The following is an 18,891-nucleotide window of genomic DNA, read 5'->3' as shown; positions in this document are numbered from 1 at the left end:
ATTTTCTATAGTTATGCGGTTCTATGCATCAATATTGGCATATTTCGCATTTTTCTCTATAAATTCACGTCTTGGTGGCACCTCATCTCCCATTAACATAGAGAAAATCCTATCGGCCTCACTACTATTATCTATAGTCACCTGTCTCAACTTTCTTCTTTCAGGGTCCATGGTAGTATCCCAAAGTTGTTCGGCATTCATCTCCCCAAGACCTTTATAACGCTGAATCTGAACTCCACCGCTGTAGCTTTCAGCAATTTCATCACGCTCTTCTTCGCTCCAGGCATAACGCTTTTTGCTTCCTTTTTTAACTAAATATAAAGGCGGGGTTGCTATATAAATATTTCCTCCTTCTATCAACTCTTTCATATACCTAAAAAAGAAAGTTAAGATTAAAGTCTCAATGTGGCTACCATCTACATCGGCATCACACATAATTACTACTTTATGATATCTTAATTTTTCAGTATTTAGAGCTTTACTATCTTCTTCGGTACCTATGGTAACCCCAAGAGCGGTATATATATTTTTTATCTCTTCGTTATCAAAAACACGATGCGTCATCGCTTTTTCAACATTCAGGATTTTACCCCTTAACGGAAGAATTGCCTGAAACCTACGATCTCTCCCTTGCTTGGCAGTACCCCCTGCAGAGTCACCCTCCACAAGAAACACTTCGCTTTGCGTAGGGTCCTGTTCTGAACAATCTGATAATTTCCCGGGCAAACCACCAATACTCATGGCAGTTTTACGCTGCACCATATCACGGGCTTTTTTAGCCGCATTCCTGGCTTGAGCAGCAAGAATCACCTTTTGAATAATGGTTTTCGCATCATTAGGGTTTTCTTCAAGGTAATTTTCAAGCATTTCCGAAACCGCCTGTGAAACCGCCGAAGTCACTTCCCTGTTTCCCAGTTTAGTTTTGGTCTGCCCTTCAAATTGAGGTTCAGCTACTTTTACCGAAATAATTGCTGTCAAGCCTTCACGGAAATCGTCTCCAACAATTTCAAACTTTAGCTTATCGAGCATTCCCGATGCATCGGCATATTTTTTAAGGGTAGTAGTTAATCCCCTTCTAAATCCAGACAAATGAGTTCCACCCTCATGGGTGTTAATATTATTCACATAAGAATGTAAGTTCTCGTTAAACGAGGTGTTATAAACCATCGCAACCTCAACCGGAATATCATTCTTCTCACCTTCCATAGAGATCACCTCAGCAATAATAGGCTCACGGTTACCATCCAGGAATTTTATAAACTCTTTTAGCCCTTCTTCAGAATAAAATCTTTCAGAAAGGAACTCCCCTTTTTCATCAACCTCGCGTTTATCGGTAAGTATAATTTCAATTCCTTTGTTCAAATAAGCCAACTCGCGCATTCTGCTAGACAAGGTTTCGTAGCTATATTCTACGCTTTGCTGAAAAATACTGGGGTCTGGCTTAAAAGTGATAACCGTTCCGTTAAGTTCGGTTTCACCAACAGGTTTTACGGGATAAAGTGGCTTACCAATTTCATATTCCTGCTCCCATATTTGCCCATCCCTGTAAACTGTGGCTTTAAGAGCTGTAGAAAGTGCGTTTACACAACTTACACCAACTCCGTGCAAACCACCGGAAACTTTATAAGAATCTTTATCGAATTTACCACCTGCACCAATTTTGGTCATTACTACCTGCAAAGCAGAAACACCTTCTTTTTTATGAAGGTCTATAGGAATTCCCCTTCCGTTATCTTCGGTAGTTACCGAACCATCTTCGTTTATGGTTACTTTTATCTTATCACAATGGCCGGCCATAGCCTCATCTATAGAGTTATCTACAACCTCATATACCAAATGATGCAAACCGCGTATACCAGTATCACCAATATACATAGAAGGGCGCAAGCGTACGTGCTCCATACCTTCAAGAGCCTGAATACTATCGGCCGAATAATTCTGTTTTTTGGCTTCCTCGCTCATATATCTCGCTAATTAAATTCGTCTATTTTGAATAACGAACAAATATAACAAAACCCATATTTTAAATGATACCACTAAGTCTTAGACCGCTTTAAGTTATTAACAATTTGTGTAAAAAAAAGCCCAAAACACAGCTAATTCGATGCTGTATTTCAGGCATAACAAACCACACGATTGTTTACTTTAAACTTAGGCTAATTATTCAAGTTCTTTTTTTTCATTTATAGCTATCCAAAAAGTGTAGCCCCTTCCACCTTATTACAAACTGCCTGGTATTTAAGGCTGCATCCTTTTATCCTTGCCGCTCTTTCACCCGGCACTTTTATTCAAGCGCTCTTTAGTGTCGTAAAAACATCATCCATACCTTAATAAGGTTTTTTACAACATAATATACCCCTTCCAATACATACACTCCATTTTTACCTGAATTACAACGGAATATTATTTCAGGAAGCCTACTAATTTTTTTCTTACGAAAACCGCTTCACTACTACTAGATTTCTATCTAAGATTTAGATTTATAATATATTACAAACATGCACTCTATATTACATTTAACAAATACTTACACATCATCCAGTTAAAATGAGAAACACGTAAGGGCTAATTAAAAACTGAAAGTAAGTAAACAATCATTAAAACACTTACATCTCTTACATATGTAAATATCCCGTATTTTAACAGCAACTAAATAAATTTTTAACACCTTAGTAGCTAAGAGTAGATTATCTTTAACATTAAAAATTAACGCAATGAGAAAAATACTTTTTACAGCCGTATGTTTAATAGGATTAATTGGTTTCCAGGATGTACTGGCTCAGGAAACGCAGCTGTCTAGCCAGCCTAACTTTCCTAAATTAGACACCAGCCCCCTTGATATGATTTTGCACCGTAATCAAAAAGACGAGGTGCTTATGAGGGTAATTTACAGCCGACCTCAAATGCGGGATCGGGAAATTTTTGGGAAACTGGTTCCTTATGGGGAAGTATGGAGAACCGGAGCAAACGAAGCTACCGAAATCACTTTTTATAAAGATATGAGCATTGGTGGCGAAACCGTAAAAGCAGGCACCTATACGCTTTACACTATTCCAAATGAAAAACATTGGACTATCATCTTAAATAAATCTATTCACACCTGGGGTGCCTACGAATATACCGATGAACAAGATTACGTAAGAATTAAAGTACCAGTTAGAAATGCGAGTCATAATATCGAGAATTTCTCTATGGCAATAGAGCAAAAAGAAGATGAAGCAGGAGCTAACCTCTTAATGGGTTGGGCAGATAAGTATGTAAAAATACCTTTTTCACCTGCAGGTTAGTAGACTATCTCGGAGCAAGCCTCGGGTATTACATCCCTTTGCTGTGCCAATAAAAATTTGAATGATAAAAAAGCTGTTTCTCCCAGAAGCAGCTTTTTTTATAAGGTATTGAGATATTTAGGATGTGCTGATGCAAAAATTATTAGACAAAGCCTTATCCTGAACCTGCCCATATTTTCTGGCCGATTTATTTCAGGATCTAATAAGGTATATCAGCAGGAAACTAGAAGCTGAAACCAGTTCAGCTTAATTACTTCCACTTAATATTCCATTTATTTTTATGGAATATTAAGATACTTATGGGTTTGAAGGGAAACTTTCCATTTCGGATTTTTCATCACGAAATCTACTATTAGGGGCATCATTTTTTCCCTGTTGCTCCATTCGGGTTGTAGGTAAAGTATGCAGTTTTCACTAACTTTTGCTGCCTGTTCTTCTGCAAACTTAAAATCGTGCTTATTAAAGATAATCACTTTTAACTCGTGAGCCAACGGATAAATTTCTTCAGTAGGTAATTTTATTTTTTTGGGTGATAAACAAATCCAATCCCATTCCCCTGTTAATTTATAGGCTCCAGAGGTTTCAATATGAATATCGCAACCTTTAGCTTTTAAAGCACCGGTAAGCCTAGTCATATCCCAGGTTAGTGGTTCTCCTCCGGTAATCACTATAGTTTTACTATTGGCCACAGCCTTTTCTACTATTTCACCAATATGGGTTGGTGGATGAATAGCCGGGTCCCAACTCTCTTTTACATCGCACCAATGGCATCCTACATCGCAACCGCCAATTCTTATAAAATATGCCGCGGTTCCTTTATGAAATCCTTCTCCCTGGATGGTGTAAAACTCCTCCATTAACGGAAGCATTATGCCATCATCTACCAATGCCTTTGTCTCTTCTGTAATCATAGCCTGCAAAGATACGTAATCTTCTTTTTTTAAGCTGTACCACAGGCATAATTCCTTCTTAATCTATAATAAGTGCATTTGGCACCTCTACTTCCTCATTAGACAATACTACCAAAAACCCATTGATTACTGCATAATTCAATGCTCCCTCCTTTTCAAGAAAGAAATTAGGCTCTAAATTTTCCGGAACTTCAAAGTCTTCAGCAACAAGGTTAATTGGTAACTTAACAGCATTAGCTTCCGGTAATTCTTTTAAAGACACATAAGCATAGCCATCCTTCAGCATTTTAAAAATATCTTCTCTTTGAAGTTCTTCTATATTCTGAAAGCTCTCCGGGTAAATTTTTGCTTTAACTAACTTAAATCCTAAAGCATTTAAATTCCTATATCCGTAATGAGTAGAAAGATCACCCCGATCTGAAATATAGGCGTCGTAAAAATAATTTAGATTTTCATCCTGAATTTCATTCTGGTTAATCCCTAAATCGAGAATATAATCTTTCCCTAACAATTCATAAGTAAGTCCGGTAAGTTTTAAATCAAAAAGTTTCCGGTCATTATTAGGGATTTCTTCATATTTCGAAATATCAGCATTTTTATAATCTTCGTTGGCAATAGAAAATATAGCCGCAAGGATGGAAACAAAATTCAACTTTCTAATTTCCTGCTTTTCGGGATCGTTTGGGTAGCCACCAGATTCAATTAAAATAGTGCTTGTACCCCATTTTTGAATATTATCTCCAAAAGCACGCGGTTCAAAATCGTCGTTATACCTACCTACCTGTCCGGGCGCATATTCCTGCAGGATATTGTTCATTTGCACAATTACCCGCATTGCCGCAGCCCGCACCTCATTGATAGATTTTTCATAATCGTAGGCAGGAGCCAAATACGAAATAGTGGCGGGTTTTGGAGTTCTTTCAGCATTATAATAAGTGCTCTGGTCGTGAAGGTTAAATCCAAAATCGGCATCCAAACTATCCCGAACCCATTTTAAGGCCTTACTTTCGGGCGATTGTAATCGCAAGGCATCCCTATTAATATCTACCCCCAATAAATTTCTACGCTGAAAACGTGCTGCGCCATCTGGATTCAACATAGGTAAAAAGTGGAGCTTTAGCTTTTTCAACATTTCTTCTTTTTCTGCTGAAAATGCTTCAGAATCTAAAAAATTAAGAATATCAAAAATTGCCATAGTAGCGGTAGATTCATCCCCGTGCATTTGGGACCACAGGAAAACATCTACATCTCCGCTTCCAACAGAAATTAACTGGAGTGGTCTTCCTTCTATAGATTCCCCGACTTTTACAACCTTAAACATTTCTTTCTGTTTAATCTCGTTGATTATGGGTTGAATTTGAGTTTGAGTAAAACGGCGTTTTTCAATAGATTTTTCTTTAAAAGCATCGTAAGAATTATATAAGCCTCTATACAATTCTTTTTCTTGTGCCAGGCTAGTTGAAAGGCTAAAAAATGTACCTATAAAAAATAAGAAACCAATATTTTTAAAATTCATTTAAGCTTGTTTTTAGGAACAGGTTTAAATTTAAGACTTTTCGTTTCTTCCCGAAGTTTTTGCATAAATTCTTTTCCGGGATCGGTCTTTTGGGTTCTATAGGCATCATCTTTTTCCAGCCATAACGAGTGCCCCTGAAATTGCGGATATTCATAATGACCCAGCAAAAATTCTATAGGATATTTTTTATTTAAATAGTTCACTAAATCAATATTTGCCTGAAGCTGGGCTTTGGTAAGCGGAGTTTCTTTTGTTCCTCCTACATTTTCAATTCCAATTGCCGCATGGTTTAAGCCAATTACGTGCCTGGCCATAATTGTTTCGGGCATTAACCTATAAATTGTACCATCGCGGTCTACCAGAAAGTGCGCCGATACATTTAAAGCACCTGCTTTTTGAATATCTTCCCTGGCGCCCGGTAACCTAACCGGATTAAAAGCCTTAAATGAACCTTCTAAATCTGGAATTGCCGTCCAGTGCAGCACAATCATTTTTGGAGTAATTTCAGGAATAGATTTTTCTAAACCGTAACGTTCTTTCAGGTAATCAAGACTAAGCTGTTTTCGTTCTTCATTAAAAATAATTGGACGATCTATGATATTATTAGCAACATCCGAACTTTTGCAGCTTAAGAGTATAAGGCTGAAAATAAAAACTACATATCTCATTTTATAATATTTAAAACTGAAATCTCCCGGTACGACCGGGAGATTTCAAAATTAATGATTATCGTCTAAAAAAGTCTATTCTCGTCAAGATGACGGTTTTAAAAACCCTTTCAGACAGCTTCTTAAAATTAATGAAAGTAGTATTTATTCATCCCAGAAAATTTTATCGGTAAGACTAACATCGGGGACATTGCTTCCATTTCTACTTATTTCAGAATCGGGATAAGCCAATCTGGCTATAAACTCGCCATTAAGATCTGGATTTACATTTACGGGTAAATCAAAATCTTCATAAGCATAATCATATCTACGAGCATCCACCCAGGTTTCGGGATGTAAGAACATAGCTATCCATTTCTCTTTAAAGATGTCATCTATACTAAAAGCTGCCTCACCCATACTTACTGCCGGGTTATTGATATAGGCATCTATTTCAGCCGGTTCTACCCCAATTTTGGTCATATGAGCTCTAATACCGGCTAAATAAGCCTGATAAGACCTACTTTTATCTATATTAAATGCTGCTTCGGCTTCAATAAATTTCTGTTCAGAATATGTAGCAATTAATATTGGGGACTGTTCACCGGTATAAAAGTCATCCGGTTCAAGTACAGACCTTGCACCTTGTTCAGGAGCATTTCCCCTACCGGCTCCATTTTCTACTCCAATATACTCACCATCATCTGTAGCCCCAACCATGTAAGGCAGTCTTGGGTCCTGAACAGTATAAAGAGTTCCATCCATACTTTCTATAAATTGTTCAGAAATCCATCCTCCCAGGAGTAAATCGGCATTATCGATAGCTACCTGGGCCCAGGGATTAAATTCTTCCGGAAAATATTCTACCTGAGCATCGTCTTCGTTAGATTCCATTCCTTCATCTAAAGCCGCAAGTACGGCAACCGGATCGTAAGAATCGGTTTCGCTATAATGATTAAGATATCTTGCTTTCAACATATTACCCAATTTTATCCATTTATCGATATCCCCTTCATAAATAAAATCGTCTTCTCCTACCGAAATCTCGGTGGGATTAGATAGATTTCCAAAACCCTGATCTAACAATGTTAAAACTTCCTGGTATAATTGACTATCATCGTCATAAGAAGGTGTAATGGTTTGGAAATTTAGTCCTTCGCTATAAGGAATACTTCCCCAGGCATCTACCGTCATCCCAAGATTTAGGGCCATTAAAATTTGCCCTATTCCCTGATAATGATTGGCACTGGTCTCTGAAGCCTGATTTATTAAGTCACTTAAATCGGTCATTACATTATACATATTAGACCAGGTACTGCTATAACTTACCGGGTCCATAACATCTGAAGAACTTGCGGGGTTAGGTGAAGCCAGATGTTGCACATAGTTGGTAGTAATATTTCCCATTCTAAATGTATTCTGGGCCGTTTCAAAAGTGGAATTTACCGTTAAGGCAGAAATTGGTGCTTCTGTGGGGTTATTGGGATCGTCGTTAATATCCAGGTAATCTTCGCAAGACGAAAACATAAATAATCCGGATATAACAAGATATGTGTATTTATTCTTTAGAAAATTCATATTCGTTATCTTTTAAATTATAGTCCTAAATTAAGCGTGAAAAAAAAGCTTTGTACTCCGGGGTAACCCAAGCCGGTAAAACCAACTGCATTTCCGCCGGCACCGGCACTAAAAGATTCGGGGTCAAAACCATCCCAGGGAGTATATAGAATAATATTATTTGCTGCCACCGAAACCCGTGCAGAGTTAAATGGCAAAACTTTTAATATATTTTCCTGGAAATTATAACCAAGTGAAATATTTCTCAACTTTATAAACGAAGCGTCGTGTACAAAATTTTCACTTACGGTTCTATAGGTGTTTCTATAGAAGCCGGCACCGTAATCCCTACCATCGGGGCCTTCGCCCTGGCCTAACCACACTTCCTGGGTATTTGGAGAACCATCTGCCAGCACCCCGTTAAAAACCCGTGTATCATTTCTTGCAAGGGTATATTCAGCAATTCCAAAAGCTGCAAAGAAATTATCGTATTGGCTATATTGCTCCAATCCGGTTCTAAAATCTATAAGAAAAGATAAATCGAAGCCTTTGTAAGAAAAATCATTTTTAAGGCCACCAATCCATTTAGGGGTTGTATTTCCTAAAACAAGCTGCGCGCCATTTCTAACCGGGAAACCATTTTCTCCAATTACAATTGGCAAGCCTTCATTTAGAAAGATGCTATTTTCATCTGCACCAAACCTCTCATAACTACTACCAAAGATATTTCCATAAGCTTCTCCTTCAATAAGCTTCATAGTCACCCTACTTCCGGCATATCCAAATTGGCTTCCCACTACAATTTCATCTATTCCTTCCCTAATATTCACCACTTCATTTTTGTTATAAGCGGCATTTAAAGAAACATCCCAGGTAAAATCTTCGGTTCTCACCGGAGTACCCCTTACAATAAACTCAACACCTTTGTTTTCAATCTCACCTGCATTGGTAACAAAAGTCGAAAAACCTACACTTTCTGAAACCGGAACCGGAATAATTTGGTCTTTACTATTAGACTTGTACCATGTAAAGTCTATGCCTAAACGATTTTCAAAAAGCCTAAGATCTGTACCAAACTCAATAGAAGTGGTTTCTTCCGGTTTCAAAATTGGGTCTCCAAATCTACTAAACCTAGTAAAACCAACCTGGCCATTTAAGGGGTAAACGTCTGGAGAAGTATAGGTTTGCCCAATTAAATAGGGATCTGTATCCTTTCCTACCTGTGCCCAGGAAACCCTTAATTTTCCAAAACTTAAAAATTCTGGTGTCTCAATAACTTCACTAAAAACCCAGCCTACATTAACCGATGGGTAGAAAAATGAATTATTACCAATTGGAAGTGTTGAAGTCCAGTCGTTTCTTGCAGTTATGTTTAAAAATAACATATCGTCATAACTCAACATCAAATCGCCATATAATCCTACCAATCTTTTTTTACGTTTATCCTGTGAATTTGAAATTTGACTCGTATAACTCAAGTCGTAAAATTGAGGAATCACGAAATCGGTTCCAGAGGCATCAAATCGCTCATAATTCCGTTCAAAAACATCGTTTCCTACCCTTAAAGTACTTCCAAATTTTTCGTTCCAATCTTTAGTGAAGGTTATAAAGAAGTTTGAGTTAATATCCCTGCTTTCAATACTTGTTTCTGAAATAGAACCGGTACTACTCAAGGGTACTTCGCCATCTATCCCTAGTGGACCGGGAGTAATCTCGGTTCTACTCTCACTATAATAATCTGTTCCAATTAGGTAATTAATATCCAACCATTCAAAAGGGCTATAAGTAAATTTAAAATTACCAATCGTTCTATTAACCTCATCCTCAAAAGTACTAAAGCGGGCATCGTATAGCGGATTGGTGTTACCATAAGTTTTCATGGTGCCATCGGGATTTATATAATCGGTTACATCATGATTTGGTGCCCAATACATCATTCGCTCCATAAACCTATCATGCGGCACACGATTTCCACCCGAAATAGTGTAACTTAAATTTCCGGCGAATGTAAATTTATCGCTAAATTTCACCTGTCCATTTAATCTGGCCGAGGTCCTATTCCAATCACTAAAAGGCATTATCCCTTCATGACTTAAATTACCCAGAGAACCGTAGAAGGTAGCTTTTTCATTTCCTCCAGAAATACTTAAAGAATTATCTATTTGCACACCTGTATCAAATGCATCGCGCCAAATATCATAGAATTTAACATCTGGATCTATAGCATTAATCTCTGCCATTGAAGGTCCCCAATTAGGCCAAAAAGAATCTGGATTATACTCCCCTGAGAATCCCTGCCCATAAACCTCCTGAAATTTAGGATATCTATTAATATCTTCAAAACCAACCGAACTATTAAGGTTAATCCTAACCTGCCCCTCTTTACCTTTTTTTGTAGTAATAATAACAGCTCCATTGGCAGCCCTAACTCCATATAAAGCGGTTGCTGCAGCTCCTTTTAATACGTTCAAAGATTCAATATCATTAGGGTTAATATCTGCAGCCCTGTTTGTGAGTCCTCGAGGGGTACCATCAGATTCAGTAGTAGAATTATCTATTGGCACTCCATCTACTACAAATAAAGGTTGATTGTCTGCATCGGGGTCTAAAGAGTTCACACCTCTTATAATAATTCTGGCACTTTGACCGGGAGCTCCACCAGAATTAGTGATTTGCACCCCTGCAGCCTGCCCCTGTAAAGCACTTACTACATTTTGTTGTTTAGTATTGGTAATTTCCTCTGCATTCACTTCCTGCACGGCATAACCCAGAGCTTTCTTTTCCTGTTCTATCCCAAAGGAAGTAACCACTACTTCGTCCAAGCCTTCAAGATTCTCGGCAAGAGCTATGTTAATTAGATTCCTTCCATTCACCGCCTGTTCCTGCTTTAAAAAACCCAAAGAAGAAAACACTAAAATTGCATCTTCGTCTACCTGAACAGCGTATTTACCTTCCATATCGGTAACCGTACCCTCATTTGTTCCTTTTACCAAAACATTCACTCCAGGTAAAGGCATTCCGTCTTTGGCTGCAGTAACCTTACCGGTTACTTCCAGCTGCTGAGCATAAATTCCGGAAAATTGGAAAAACGCCAGCAATACCATAATTGTAATTTTGTTTCTCATTACTTTTGTGTTAAAGTTTTCCGAATAATCAACTAAATATACCCAACTTATCTCAAACCACAAGGATATAAAAGCCTAAAAATCAAACTTTCATCAACTTTTTAATTATATAACTTTGCACTTTTCTTTTTAAAACAACTAATTCAATTAAAAGTTTCACTTCATGCGATATACTCTTCTCCCCACTAAAACTACTCTTAAAAGTCTTAGCTTTTTACTGCTTACTCTATTGCTTGGCTCTTGCTCATCATCAAAAAAAATAAGTAAGCCCTTAGATAAAATATTTAAGGAGTCTGCAGTTTTTGAAAAAGCCTTTGTGGGCTTCATGGTGATTGATCCTAAAAAAGACAAAACGCTCTATAGCTATAATCCAAATAAATATTTTACACCTGCCTCTAACACCAAGCTATTTACTTTTTATGCAGGACTAAAAATTTTAGATGATTCTATTCCCGCACTTCAATACCGGATTTTAGGCGACAGCCTTTATTTTAAAGCAACCGGAGATCCTTCATTTTTAAATGAAAGCTTACCAAAATCAGACGTTTTAGATTTTTTGAAAAGCACTTCAGAGAATCTGGCCTATGTAGCCCCAATCTACACCGAAAAACACCAGGGTCGTGGCTGGGCCTGGGACGACTACAATTCCTATTATTCTGCCGAGATTACTCCATTTCCTATTTATGGAAACCTGGTAGGCTTTAAATTCCAAAATAATAAAGAGCTGCCTATGGTTACACCAACAGTTTTTAAAGACTCGATTTTTAACTCTAAAGACAGTTTAATTTCGAGACGGGTAAAACGGGATTTACATAAAAATCGTTTTGTATTTAACAATCAAAAAAAAGATTCAGATTTTTCACAAGTTGTGCCTTTTAAATATTCACCAGAATTTCTAGTAAGCCTTTTAAGTGACACCCTTCAGAAACCGATTACATTTATTGAAGATTCAGCATTAAATAAAAAGCTTACAAATACTATCTATAGTATTCCGGCCAATAGCATTTATAAACGAATGCTAAAAGTGAGCGATAATTTTATTGCAGAACAAATTTTACTAATGGCGGCAAACAAAGTTTCAGATACCCTTAAAACCGAGATCGCCATAGATTATATGAAAGAGAATTTTTTAAAAGATTTACCCGACGAACCTATGTGGTATGATGGTTCTGGCCTTTCGCGCTATAATCTATTCACCCCACAAAGTATGGTAAAATTGCTTCAAAAAATTAAAAAAGAGGTTCCACAGAAAGAGTTATTAGATATGCTTCCTGCAGGTGGGCATTCGGGCACCATAAAAAACTACTATAAAGCAGATAAGCCTTATGTTTTCGCCAAAACCGGAACATTAAAAAACAACCACAGCCTTAGCGGATATTTAATAACCAAAAAAGGCAAATTATTAATTTTCAGTTTTATGAATAGCAATTATACAGTCCCTACTTCAGTTTTAAAAGCCGAAATGGAAAAGGTACTGCTACAAATTCGCGATAATTACTAACTTTAAACCTCTAAAATTATCCAGATGCAACGTAGAAAATTCATTCAAAATATAGGAATTGGAAGTTTGGCTTTTCCACTAACTAGTTTTACTGAAATTAATAAAATCGCTCCTATTGACAATTCGATAATAATTCCACAGGGATTAAAAAAAGGCGATACGGTTGGTGTAGTAAGCCCATCTAGTGCTATTTTTGAAACCGAACCTTACGAAATTGCGAAAGAAAATCTGGAAGCCATGGGTTTAAAAGTAAAATTTGGAGATTTTGTAAAAGGGCGTTACGGGCATTTGGCAGGGACCGATGAGGAACGTGCAGGAGAATTAAATGATATGTTTCGCAACGATACTATTAAGGCTATAATGGCACTTCGTGGAGGTTCTGGGGCAGCAAGAATTCTGGATAAATTAGATTATAAGGCAATAAAAAATAATCCGAAAATCTTTATAGGTTATAGCGATATTACCGCCCTGCACCTGGCAATTTACCAAAAAACAGGACTGGTAACTTTTCACGGCCCCTTAGCAGTCTCTACCTGGAACTCCTTTAGTTTTGATTATTTTAAACGTTTGTTATTTGACAACGAAAAAATAACCTTTACCAATCCTAACGATAAAGGCGATAATCTTACACAAATTAAAAACAGGATAAGAACCATTAGAAAAGGTGAAGCTACAGGCCGATTAATTGGCGGAAACCTCGCTGTTCTCACAGGAATTATGGGATCGGAATATTTCCCAACAAACTGGGATGGCAATATCCTATACTTAGAAGATGTAGGTGAACAAATTTATGCCGTAGATAGAATGATGAGCCAGTTGCAATTAGGAGGGGTGCTGGACAAAATTAGCGGATTTGTCTTTGGAAAATGCACCAATTGTAAGCCTGGTGGCTCAGGTTATGGCTCGCTAACCATGGAAGAAGTTATAGATCATTATATAAAGCCACTAAATATCCCGGCTTTTTCAGGCGCAATGATTGGCCATATAGATGACAATGTTACCATTCCTAACGGACTGAAAGCGAAGATAAATGCAACAAAAGGGAGCATTGAGCTTCTGGAAAATGCCGTTAAATAATAATTTTCTAAAAAGTAAATGTGTTTAAAACCGGAAATTATAAGCAACAATTCTTATTTTTAAGAAATTTTGAAAGGTGGATAAAACAACAGAATTTGTAGAGTATATAAGTAAGGCTTACAATCCTAAAGGCGACTATATTTATTTGGGAGCCGCTATGTTAAATGGAAAAACTTTTGCCGATGCTGCAGTAAAAATTCCCTTAAAAACAATGAACCGCCACGGACTTATAGCAGGAGCTACCGGAACGGGAAAGACCAAAACCCTGCAAATTCTCGCTGAGAATCTTTCTCAAAAGGGCGTTCCGGTTTTGCTAATGGACGTTAAGGGAGACCTAAGCGGTATTGCAAAACCATCAGCCGGGGAAGATTTTCTATATGAACGCCATAAGAAACTTGATTTTCCTTTTAAAGCTTCTAAAGCACCAGTAGAATTCCTTAGCATTTCAGAGCAAGATGGGGTTCGTTTAAGAGCCACAGTAAGCGAATTTGGGCCCGTTTTATTATCTCGTATTTTAGATGTCACTCCTACCCAGGAAGGTATTTTAGCCATTATTTTTAAATATTGCGACGACCATCATCTACCACTATTGGATCTTAAAGATCTAAAGAAAATGCTTCAGTATATTACTGATGAGGGCAGGGAATCTATAGAGAATGAATACGGAAGAATTTCCAAAGCCTCAACGGGAGCTATTTTAAGAAAAATTGTAGCCCTGGAACAACAGGGGGCCGAACGCTTCTTTGGGGAACGCTCCTTTGAAGTAACCGACCTTACCAGAAAAGACGAAAATGGACATGGATATGTAAACATAATGAGGCTTACAGACATCCAGGATAAACCTAAGCTCTTTTCTACATTTATGCTTAGCTTATTGGCTGAAATCTATACCACTTTTCCCGAAGAAGGTGATAGGGAGAAACCTAAACTAGTCTTATTTATAGATGAAGCCCACCTTATTTTTAAAGAAGCTTCAGATGCTTTATTAGATCAAATAGAAAGTATAGTAAAGTTAATTAGATCTAAAGGAGTTGGGCTTTATTTTGTAACCCAAAACCCCACCGATGTCCCTTCAGAAGTATTGGGGCAATTGGGATTAAAAATTCAGCATGCACTTAGGGCATTTACGGCAAAAGATAGAAAAGCAATAAAATTATCGGCTGAAAATTATCCTATTTCCAAATATTACGATACCAAAAATGAGCTTACTGCGTTAGGAATTGGAGAAGCTTTAGTTTCTGCTTTAGATGAAAAAGGAAGACCTTTGGCACTTGCCGCAACCATGCTAAGAGCACCAATGAGCAGAATGGACATTCTTACCAATAACGAACTTAAAGAGCTCATTTTACAATCTGAATTAAGAACAAAATATAACGAAGAAATTGATCGGGAAAGCGCCTATGAACTTCTTAATAAAAAAATTGAAGAAGCTAAAGCTAAAGAGGCCAAAGAAAAAGCCGAAATTGAAGCTTTAGAACGAAAAAAGGCAATTAACCGCACTAACAATCGAAACTCTGGAAAAACCCAGGGCGCAATCATTAAAGTACTTACCAGTGCTACTTTTATTAGGGGCGTAATGGGAGTACTCAATAAGTTATTAAAATAATATCATCAACATTCAATCTAAGAAATGAAAAAATCTTTGCTACTTATTCTGGGACTTGCTTTAGGATTAACTTCCTGCCAAAAAGACGAAGACAATCCTTTTTTAATTACCGCCAATCAGGTTGGCCCTGTACACCGGGATATTAAAATCAATAAATTAGACTCTTTATTCGCAGAAGATTCCCTGGTAAAACAAAAGAGTGGGGCTAGGGAGTTTCGTGCGGTTAACGAGATTAAGGTCTTCGAAAAAGGAGGAAAACCTTTAATGGTCTTAGAACCGCTTCAGGAGTTTGACTCTACCAGCACCATTGGCTATATACGTGTTTTAGACGCCCGTTATAAGACCAAAACAGGTTTAAACACCCAAAGTACATTTAAAGACATTGTGGAAGATTATAATATTTCAAGAATAGAGAATACCCTTAACGCAGCAGTGGTTTTTCTGGATGAAATAAATGCCTATATCACTATAGATAAAAAAGAGCTTCCGGCAGATTTAAGATATGATACAGATTCTAAAATTAGAGCTTCGCAAATTCCCGATGATGCTAAAATTAAATATTTTATGATCTATTGGGATTAAATTGCCAGGTATGGGAAGATTTTCAAGCCTTTTAATTTTTAGTGTTCTTCTATTTCTTTCTGCCTGTAAAACTTCCAAAGATTTTAGTGGCTTACAAGCCAGTATGGAAAAAGGAATTTACCGTGCAGTAATTGAAATTCCTGCGGGCACCAATAAAAAGATTGAATACGATAAAAATCAAAAAAAGTTTGTAATAGACCAGAGGGACGGCAAAGACCGAATTATAAATTTTCTTCCCTACCCCGGGAATTACGGCTTTATTCCCTCTACATATTCCAACCCTAAATTAGGTGGTGATGGCGATGCCGTAGATGTATTGGTGTTGGGTGAAAGTATAACAACCGGCAGCCTAATAGAGATAATTCCTGTAGCTATTTTGAAGTTAGTAGATGAAAAAGAGCTAGATTATAAAATAGTTGCCATTCCTGCTGAAGTAAACAAGCAAATTATAAAGACTAAGAATTACCAGACTTTTATGGCCAAATACCCTGAAGTAATAAAAATCCTGGAGCTTTGGTTTGGTTACTACGATAAAGCACAGTCTATAGAAATTAAAGGCTGGGGTGATGAACAGGAAGCGATTTCTGAAATTGAAAAATGGCGTTTACGCACCTAAACATACACATTTTCTTTAAAAAATGTTAATCAATCTTTGATTTTCTATCATTTAGCTACCTTTATTTCACTAACCAAAATACTGTAGTTATGATTAAAATCTTAGGAATTGTTTTAACCGTTGGTGGTGCAATTGCCCTGGTGATGGGGATTCTTGGAATTTTTGGGAGCCTTGCCTTATCATTAAGCCCGTGGGCATTGGCCATTATTGGTTTTATTTTCTTTATATCGGGTATTTCCCTTATTAAAAGAAGAAAAGACACCGAAGATATTGAAGCAGAACAGAAATCTTAATTTATCTTGTAGCAAACCTACAAGGCTTTAAAAGCTAGATTAGCGAGCAACAAAAAAGGTGCCCATTGCAAGGCACCTTTTTTTATGAACAGTAATATAAAATAAAGATTGGTGTTAGTCTACATTATCGTGTAAAAACGAGTTGTTTCTCCTAAAATAAAGATCGTCGTTATCGTTTTGGCCCAGGCTGGTCCTTGATAGCTTTCCTTCTCCTCTATCGCTTTTATCTAAATCTATTCCCTGTCTTTTATAGGCAGGTTGCTTTTCAATTTCTTCAATTTGAGCCGCATTATTTCTAAACTTATAATTAAACTCCTTCATTTTAGCCCTACGCTCGGCTGCACGTTCTATAAGCACCTCAGAAATAGGGTTGTTAAAAGGGTCTTCCTCTCCTTCACTTTCTTCGGGGTTTTGAGGCTCTGGCTTTAAGGTTTTCTTTTCAAAAGCAATAGTCTCATCTTTTGGTTCTTTTCTCTTTTCGGCTCTGGGTTTTGAATTATCCAAAGATTGCTCAAAATCCATATAATCGTCAAGGCTATAACGCTTAACCCCACGAGTAGAACTCTCGGTTACAGGAACAACTTCTACAGGTTCGTTCACCTCTATATTCTTAGGCTCGTCATCTTCCAATTGATGCCTAATTTCCTGCCTTTTTTCCTGTTTTGGTTGTTGTGGCTGCTGTTGTTGCTGTGCCTGTTGCTCTGGTTGCTCGTTTTTTGGTTCTTCTTTCTTCTCCTGATTTATAGGAAAATCGAACGTGAACATAAATTGATCTTCGCTTTCAGTTTGAACTTCTTCCGGCTCATTTACATCCATCTCCTTTACTTCTTCTGAAGTATCGTTGATAATAAAATCGTTAGGATTTACTTCTTCATAAGAAACTTCCATATTTCTAGCAGAAGGTGGCGTTTGTAACAATTCGTCACGTTTATCCTTAATATTACCTAATTCATCTACCTCTTCTACACTATCATCTAAAGTATGAACAATAGGCTTCTCTGGCTCCTGTACTTTTGCCGCTTTTGGTTCTTCTGGAGCAGCTGCCTCTGTCTTCTGATTTAATTCTGGGTAAGAACGTGTTTTCTTCGGATTTAAATTCTGTTCCGCTTTTTGATCGTCCTCCAGGGTATGGATTATTTTTTTAGTCTCGGTATTTACAATTTCATTTTGCTGTTCTACATTAAAACCGGTAGCAATAATGGTAACCGAGATCGCTTCGTCTAAAGCTTCATCTTCGCCAACCCCCATAATAATATTGGCGCTATGGCCTGCTTCAGCCTGAATATGGTCGTTTATTTCTCCTATCTCATCAATAGTAATCTCCTCAGAACCCGAAACAATTAGCAGTAATACGTTTTGGGCACCGGTAATTTTATTATCGTTCAATAACGGAGAGTCCAGGGCTTTGCTAATAGCATCCTGAGCCCTGGTAGCACCTGTAGCCTGGGCAGAACCCATTATGGCAGTACCACTATTACTCAATACCGTTTTAGCATCCCTAAGGTCAATATTTTGGGTATAGTGATGTGTAATAACCTCAGCTATACCTCTGGAAGCGGTTGCCAAAACCTCATCGGCTTTAGAGAAACCGGCTTTAAAACCAAGATTCCCATAAACTTCCCGTAGCTTGTTATTATTAATTACGATTAAGGAATCTACATGGCTTCTTAAATTCTCTACACCAAGTTGCGCTTGTTCGTTTCTCATTTTCCCTTCAAATTGAAAAGGAATGGTCACGATTCCAACGGTGAGAATACCCATGTCTTTCGCTTGTTTTGCAATAACAGGGGCAGCACCTGTACCGGTACCCCCGCCCATACCTGCGGTAATAAATACCATTTTGGTATTTACATCAAGCATTTGTTTAATTTCATCAAAACTTTCTACGGCTGCCTGTTCCCCAATATGTGGATTAGCCCCGGCTCCTAAACCTTCTGTTAGGCTAACACCTAATTGAATCTTATTAGGAACTGAGCTGTTCTCAAGGGCTTGCGCATCGGTGTTGCAAACCACAAAATCTACTCCTTTTATCCCTAACTGGAACATGTGGTTTATGGCATTGCTGCCTCCACCACCTACACCAATAACTTTAATGACGTTCGATTGATTCTTTGGCAAATCGAATGCAATGCTGTCGAATTCTGTACTGCTCATAAATTCTGTTTTACTGGTT

General features: G+C 37.6%; 14 protein-coding genes. 7 read left to right on the top strand and 7 right to left on the bottom strand.

The window, feature by feature from the left end:
- Nucleotides 1-21: 21 nt before the first annotated feature.
- Nucleotides 22-1,962, bottom strand: coding sequence for a DNA topoisomerase (ATP-hydrolyzing) subunit B (gene gyrB / locus I6U49_RS02850; RefSeq protein ID WP_193710384.1), 1,941 nt, complete (start codon nucleotides 1,960-1,962; stop codon nucleotides 22-24).
- A gap of 752 nt (nucleotides 1,963-2,714) precedes the next feature.
- Here gyrB and I6U49_RS02845 point away from each other — a divergent pair.
- Complete coding sequence (locus I6U49_RS02845) at nucleotides 2,715-3,287, top strand: DUF2911 domain-containing protein (RefSeq protein ID WP_198627490.1); 573 nt, start codon at nucleotides 2,715-2,717, stop codon at nucleotides 3,285-3,287.
- Between the two features lie 278 nt (nucleotides 3,288-3,565).
- Here I6U49_RS02845 and I6U49_RS02840 read toward each other — a convergent pair whose 3' ends face one another.
- From I6U49_RS02840 to I6U49_RS02820, 5 genes are all read right to left on the bottom strand, one after another.
- On the bottom strand, nucleotides 3,566-4,198 hold the full coding sequence (locus tag I6U49_RS02840) for a 7-carboxy-7-deazaguanine synthase QueE (RefSeq protein ID WP_198627489.1): 633 nt from the start codon (nucleotides 4,196-4,198) through the stop codon (nucleotides 3,566-3,568).
- A 58-nt stretch (nucleotides 4,199-4,256) separates the two neighbouring features.
- Entirely contained in the window at nucleotides 4,257-5,714 is a 1,458-nt protein-coding gene (locus I6U49_RS02835) for a M14 family metallopeptidase (protein WP_198627488.1), read from the bottom strand.
- Complete coding sequence (locus tag I6U49_RS02830; RefSeq protein ID WP_198627487.1) at nucleotides 5,711-6,382, bottom strand: N-acetylmuramoyl-L-alanine amidase; 672 nt, start codon at nucleotides 6,380-6,382, stop codon at nucleotides 5,711-5,713. The genes I6U49_RS02835 and I6U49_RS02830 overlap by 4 nt, the downstream gene beginning before the upstream one ends.
- A gap of 144 nt (nucleotides 6,383-6,526) precedes the next feature.
- Nucleotides 6,527-7,939, bottom strand: a complete 1,413-nt coding sequence (locus I6U49_RS02825) for a SusD/RagB family nutrient-binding outer membrane lipoprotein (RefSeq protein ID WP_198627486.1) — start codon at nucleotides 7,937-7,939, stop codon at nucleotides 6,527-6,529.
- A 17-nt stretch (nucleotides 7,940-7,956) separates the two neighbouring features.
- Nucleotides 7,957-11,043, bottom strand: a complete 3,087-nt coding sequence (locus I6U49_RS02820) for a SusC/RagA family TonB-linked outer membrane protein (protein ID WP_198627485.1) — start codon at nucleotides 11,041-11,043, stop codon at nucleotides 7,957-7,959.
- Between the two features lie 163 nt (nucleotides 11,044-11,206).
- Here I6U49_RS02820 and dacB point away from each other — a divergent pair, with 163 nt between their 5' ends.
- The 6 genes from dacB (at nucleotide 11,207) to I6U49_RS02790 (ending at nucleotide 16,718) form a co-directional block, all read left to right on the top strand.
- Nucleotides 11,207-12,544, top strand: a complete 1,338-nt coding sequence (gene dacB, locus I6U49_RS02815) for a D-alanyl-D-alanine carboxypeptidase/D-alanyl-D-alanine endopeptidase (protein ID WP_198627484.1) — start codon at nucleotides 11,207-11,209, stop codon at nucleotides 12,542-12,544.
- A 24-nt stretch (nucleotides 12,545-12,568) separates the two neighbouring features.
- On the top strand, nucleotides 12,569-13,621 hold the full coding sequence (locus tag I6U49_RS02810; protein WP_198627483.1) for a S66 peptidase family protein: 1,053 nt from the start codon (nucleotides 12,569-12,571) through the stop codon (nucleotides 13,619-13,621).
- Nucleotides 13,622-13,697: 76 nt separating this feature from the next.
- The gene (locus tag I6U49_RS02805) at nucleotides 13,698-15,227 is read left to right on the top strand and encodes a helicase HerA-like domain-containing protein (protein ID WP_198627482.1); all 1,530 of its coding nucleotides are present in this window, start codon (nucleotides 13,698-13,700) and stop codon (nucleotides 15,225-15,227) included.
- Nucleotides 15,228-15,251: 24 nt separating this feature from the next.
- The gene (locus tag I6U49_RS02800) at nucleotides 15,252-15,809 is read left to right on the top strand and encodes a hypothetical protein (protein ID WP_193710375.1); all 558 of its coding nucleotides are present in this window, start codon (nucleotides 15,252-15,254) and stop codon (nucleotides 15,807-15,809) included.
- A gap of 10 nt (nucleotides 15,810-15,819) precedes the next feature.
- On the top strand, nucleotides 15,820-16,425 hold the full coding sequence (locus I6U49_RS02795) for an inorganic diphosphatase (RefSeq protein ID WP_198627481.1): 606 nt from the start codon (nucleotides 15,820-15,822) through the stop codon (nucleotides 16,423-16,425).
- 89 nt (nucleotides 16,426-16,514) lie between these two features.
- A complete protein-coding gene (locus I6U49_RS02790) occupies nucleotides 16,515-16,718 on the top strand; it encodes a hypothetical protein (RefSeq protein ID WP_193710373.1) in 204 nt (67 codons plus the stop codon).
- 114 nt (nucleotides 16,719-16,832) lie between these two features.
- Here the strand turns inward: I6U49_RS02790 and ftsZ are convergent, their stop codons facing one another.
- Nucleotides 16,833-18,872 (bottom strand): cell division protein FtsZ, encoded by a 2,040-nt coding sequence (ftsZ, locus tag I6U49_RS02785; protein ID WP_198627480.1) that lies wholly within the window; start codon nucleotides 18,870-18,872, stop codon nucleotides 16,833-16,835.
- Between the last annotated feature and the right edge of the window lie 19 nt (nucleotides 18,873-18,891).

This window comes from Salegentibacter maritimus, from assembly GCF_016236915.1.
Taxonomy (GTDB): domain Bacteria; phylum Bacteroidota; class Bacteroidia; order Flavobacteriales; family Flavobacteriaceae; genus Salegentibacter; species Salegentibacter maritimus.
Note: the sequence above shows the minus strand (reverse complement) of the source record. Positions and strands in the feature narration are given on the sequence as shown.

What these genes read in the sequence shown, in the direction of transcription:
- I6U49_RS02830 (WP_198627487.1), bottom strand. Translation starts at nt 6,382, where the DNA reads ATGAGATATGTAGTTTTTATTTTCAGCCTTATACTCTTAAGCTGCAAA.
- I6U49_RS02795 (WP_198627481.1), top strand. Translation starts at nt 15,820, where the DNA reads ATGGGAAGATTTTCAAGCCTTTTAATTTTTAGTGTTCTTCTATTTCTT.
- I6U49_RS02825 (WP_198627486.1), bottom strand. Translation starts at nt 7,939, where the DNA reads ATGAATTTTCTAAAGAATAAATACACATATCTTGTTATATCCGGATTA.
- I6U49_RS02840 (WP_198627489.1), bottom strand. Translation starts at nt 4,198, where the DNA reads ATGATTACAGAAGAGACAAAGGCATTGGTAGATGATGGCATAATGCTT.
- gyrB (WP_193710384.1), bottom strand. Translation starts at nt 1,962, where the DNA reads ATGAGCGAGGAAGCCAAAAAACAGAATTATTCGGCCGATAGTATTCAG.
- I6U49_RS02835 (WP_198627488.1), bottom strand. Translation starts at nt 5,714, where the DNA reads ATGAATTTTAAAAATATTGGTTTCTTATTTTTTATAGGTACATTTTTT.
- I6U49_RS02790 (WP_193710373.1), top strand. Translation starts at nt 16,515, where the DNA reads ATGATTAAAATCTTAGGAATTGTTTTAACCGTTGGTGGTGCAATTGCC.
- I6U49_RS02810 (WP_198627483.1), top strand. Translation starts at nt 12,569, where the DNA reads ATGCAACGTAGAAAATTCATTCAAAATATAGGAATTGGAAGTTTGGCT.
- dacB (WP_198627484.1), top strand. Translation starts at nt 11,207, where the DNA reads ATGCGATATACTCTTCTCCCCACTAAAACTACTCTTAAAAGTCTTAGC.
- I6U49_RS02800 (WP_193710375.1), top strand. Translation starts at nt 15,252, where the DNA reads ATGAAAAAATCTTTGCTACTTATTCTGGGACTTGCTTTAGGATTAACT.
- I6U49_RS02820 (WP_198627485.1), bottom strand. Translation starts at nt 11,043, where the DNA reads ATGAGAAACAAAATTACAATTATGGTATTGCTGGCGTTTTTCCAATTT.
- ftsZ (WP_198627480.1), bottom strand. Translation starts at nt 18,872, where the DNA reads ATGAGCAGTACAGAATTCGACAGCATTGCATTCGATTTGCCAAAGAAT.
- I6U49_RS02845 (WP_198627490.1), top strand. Translation starts at nt 2,715, where the DNA reads ATGAGAAAAATACTTTTTACAGCCGTATGTTTAATAGGATTAATTGGT.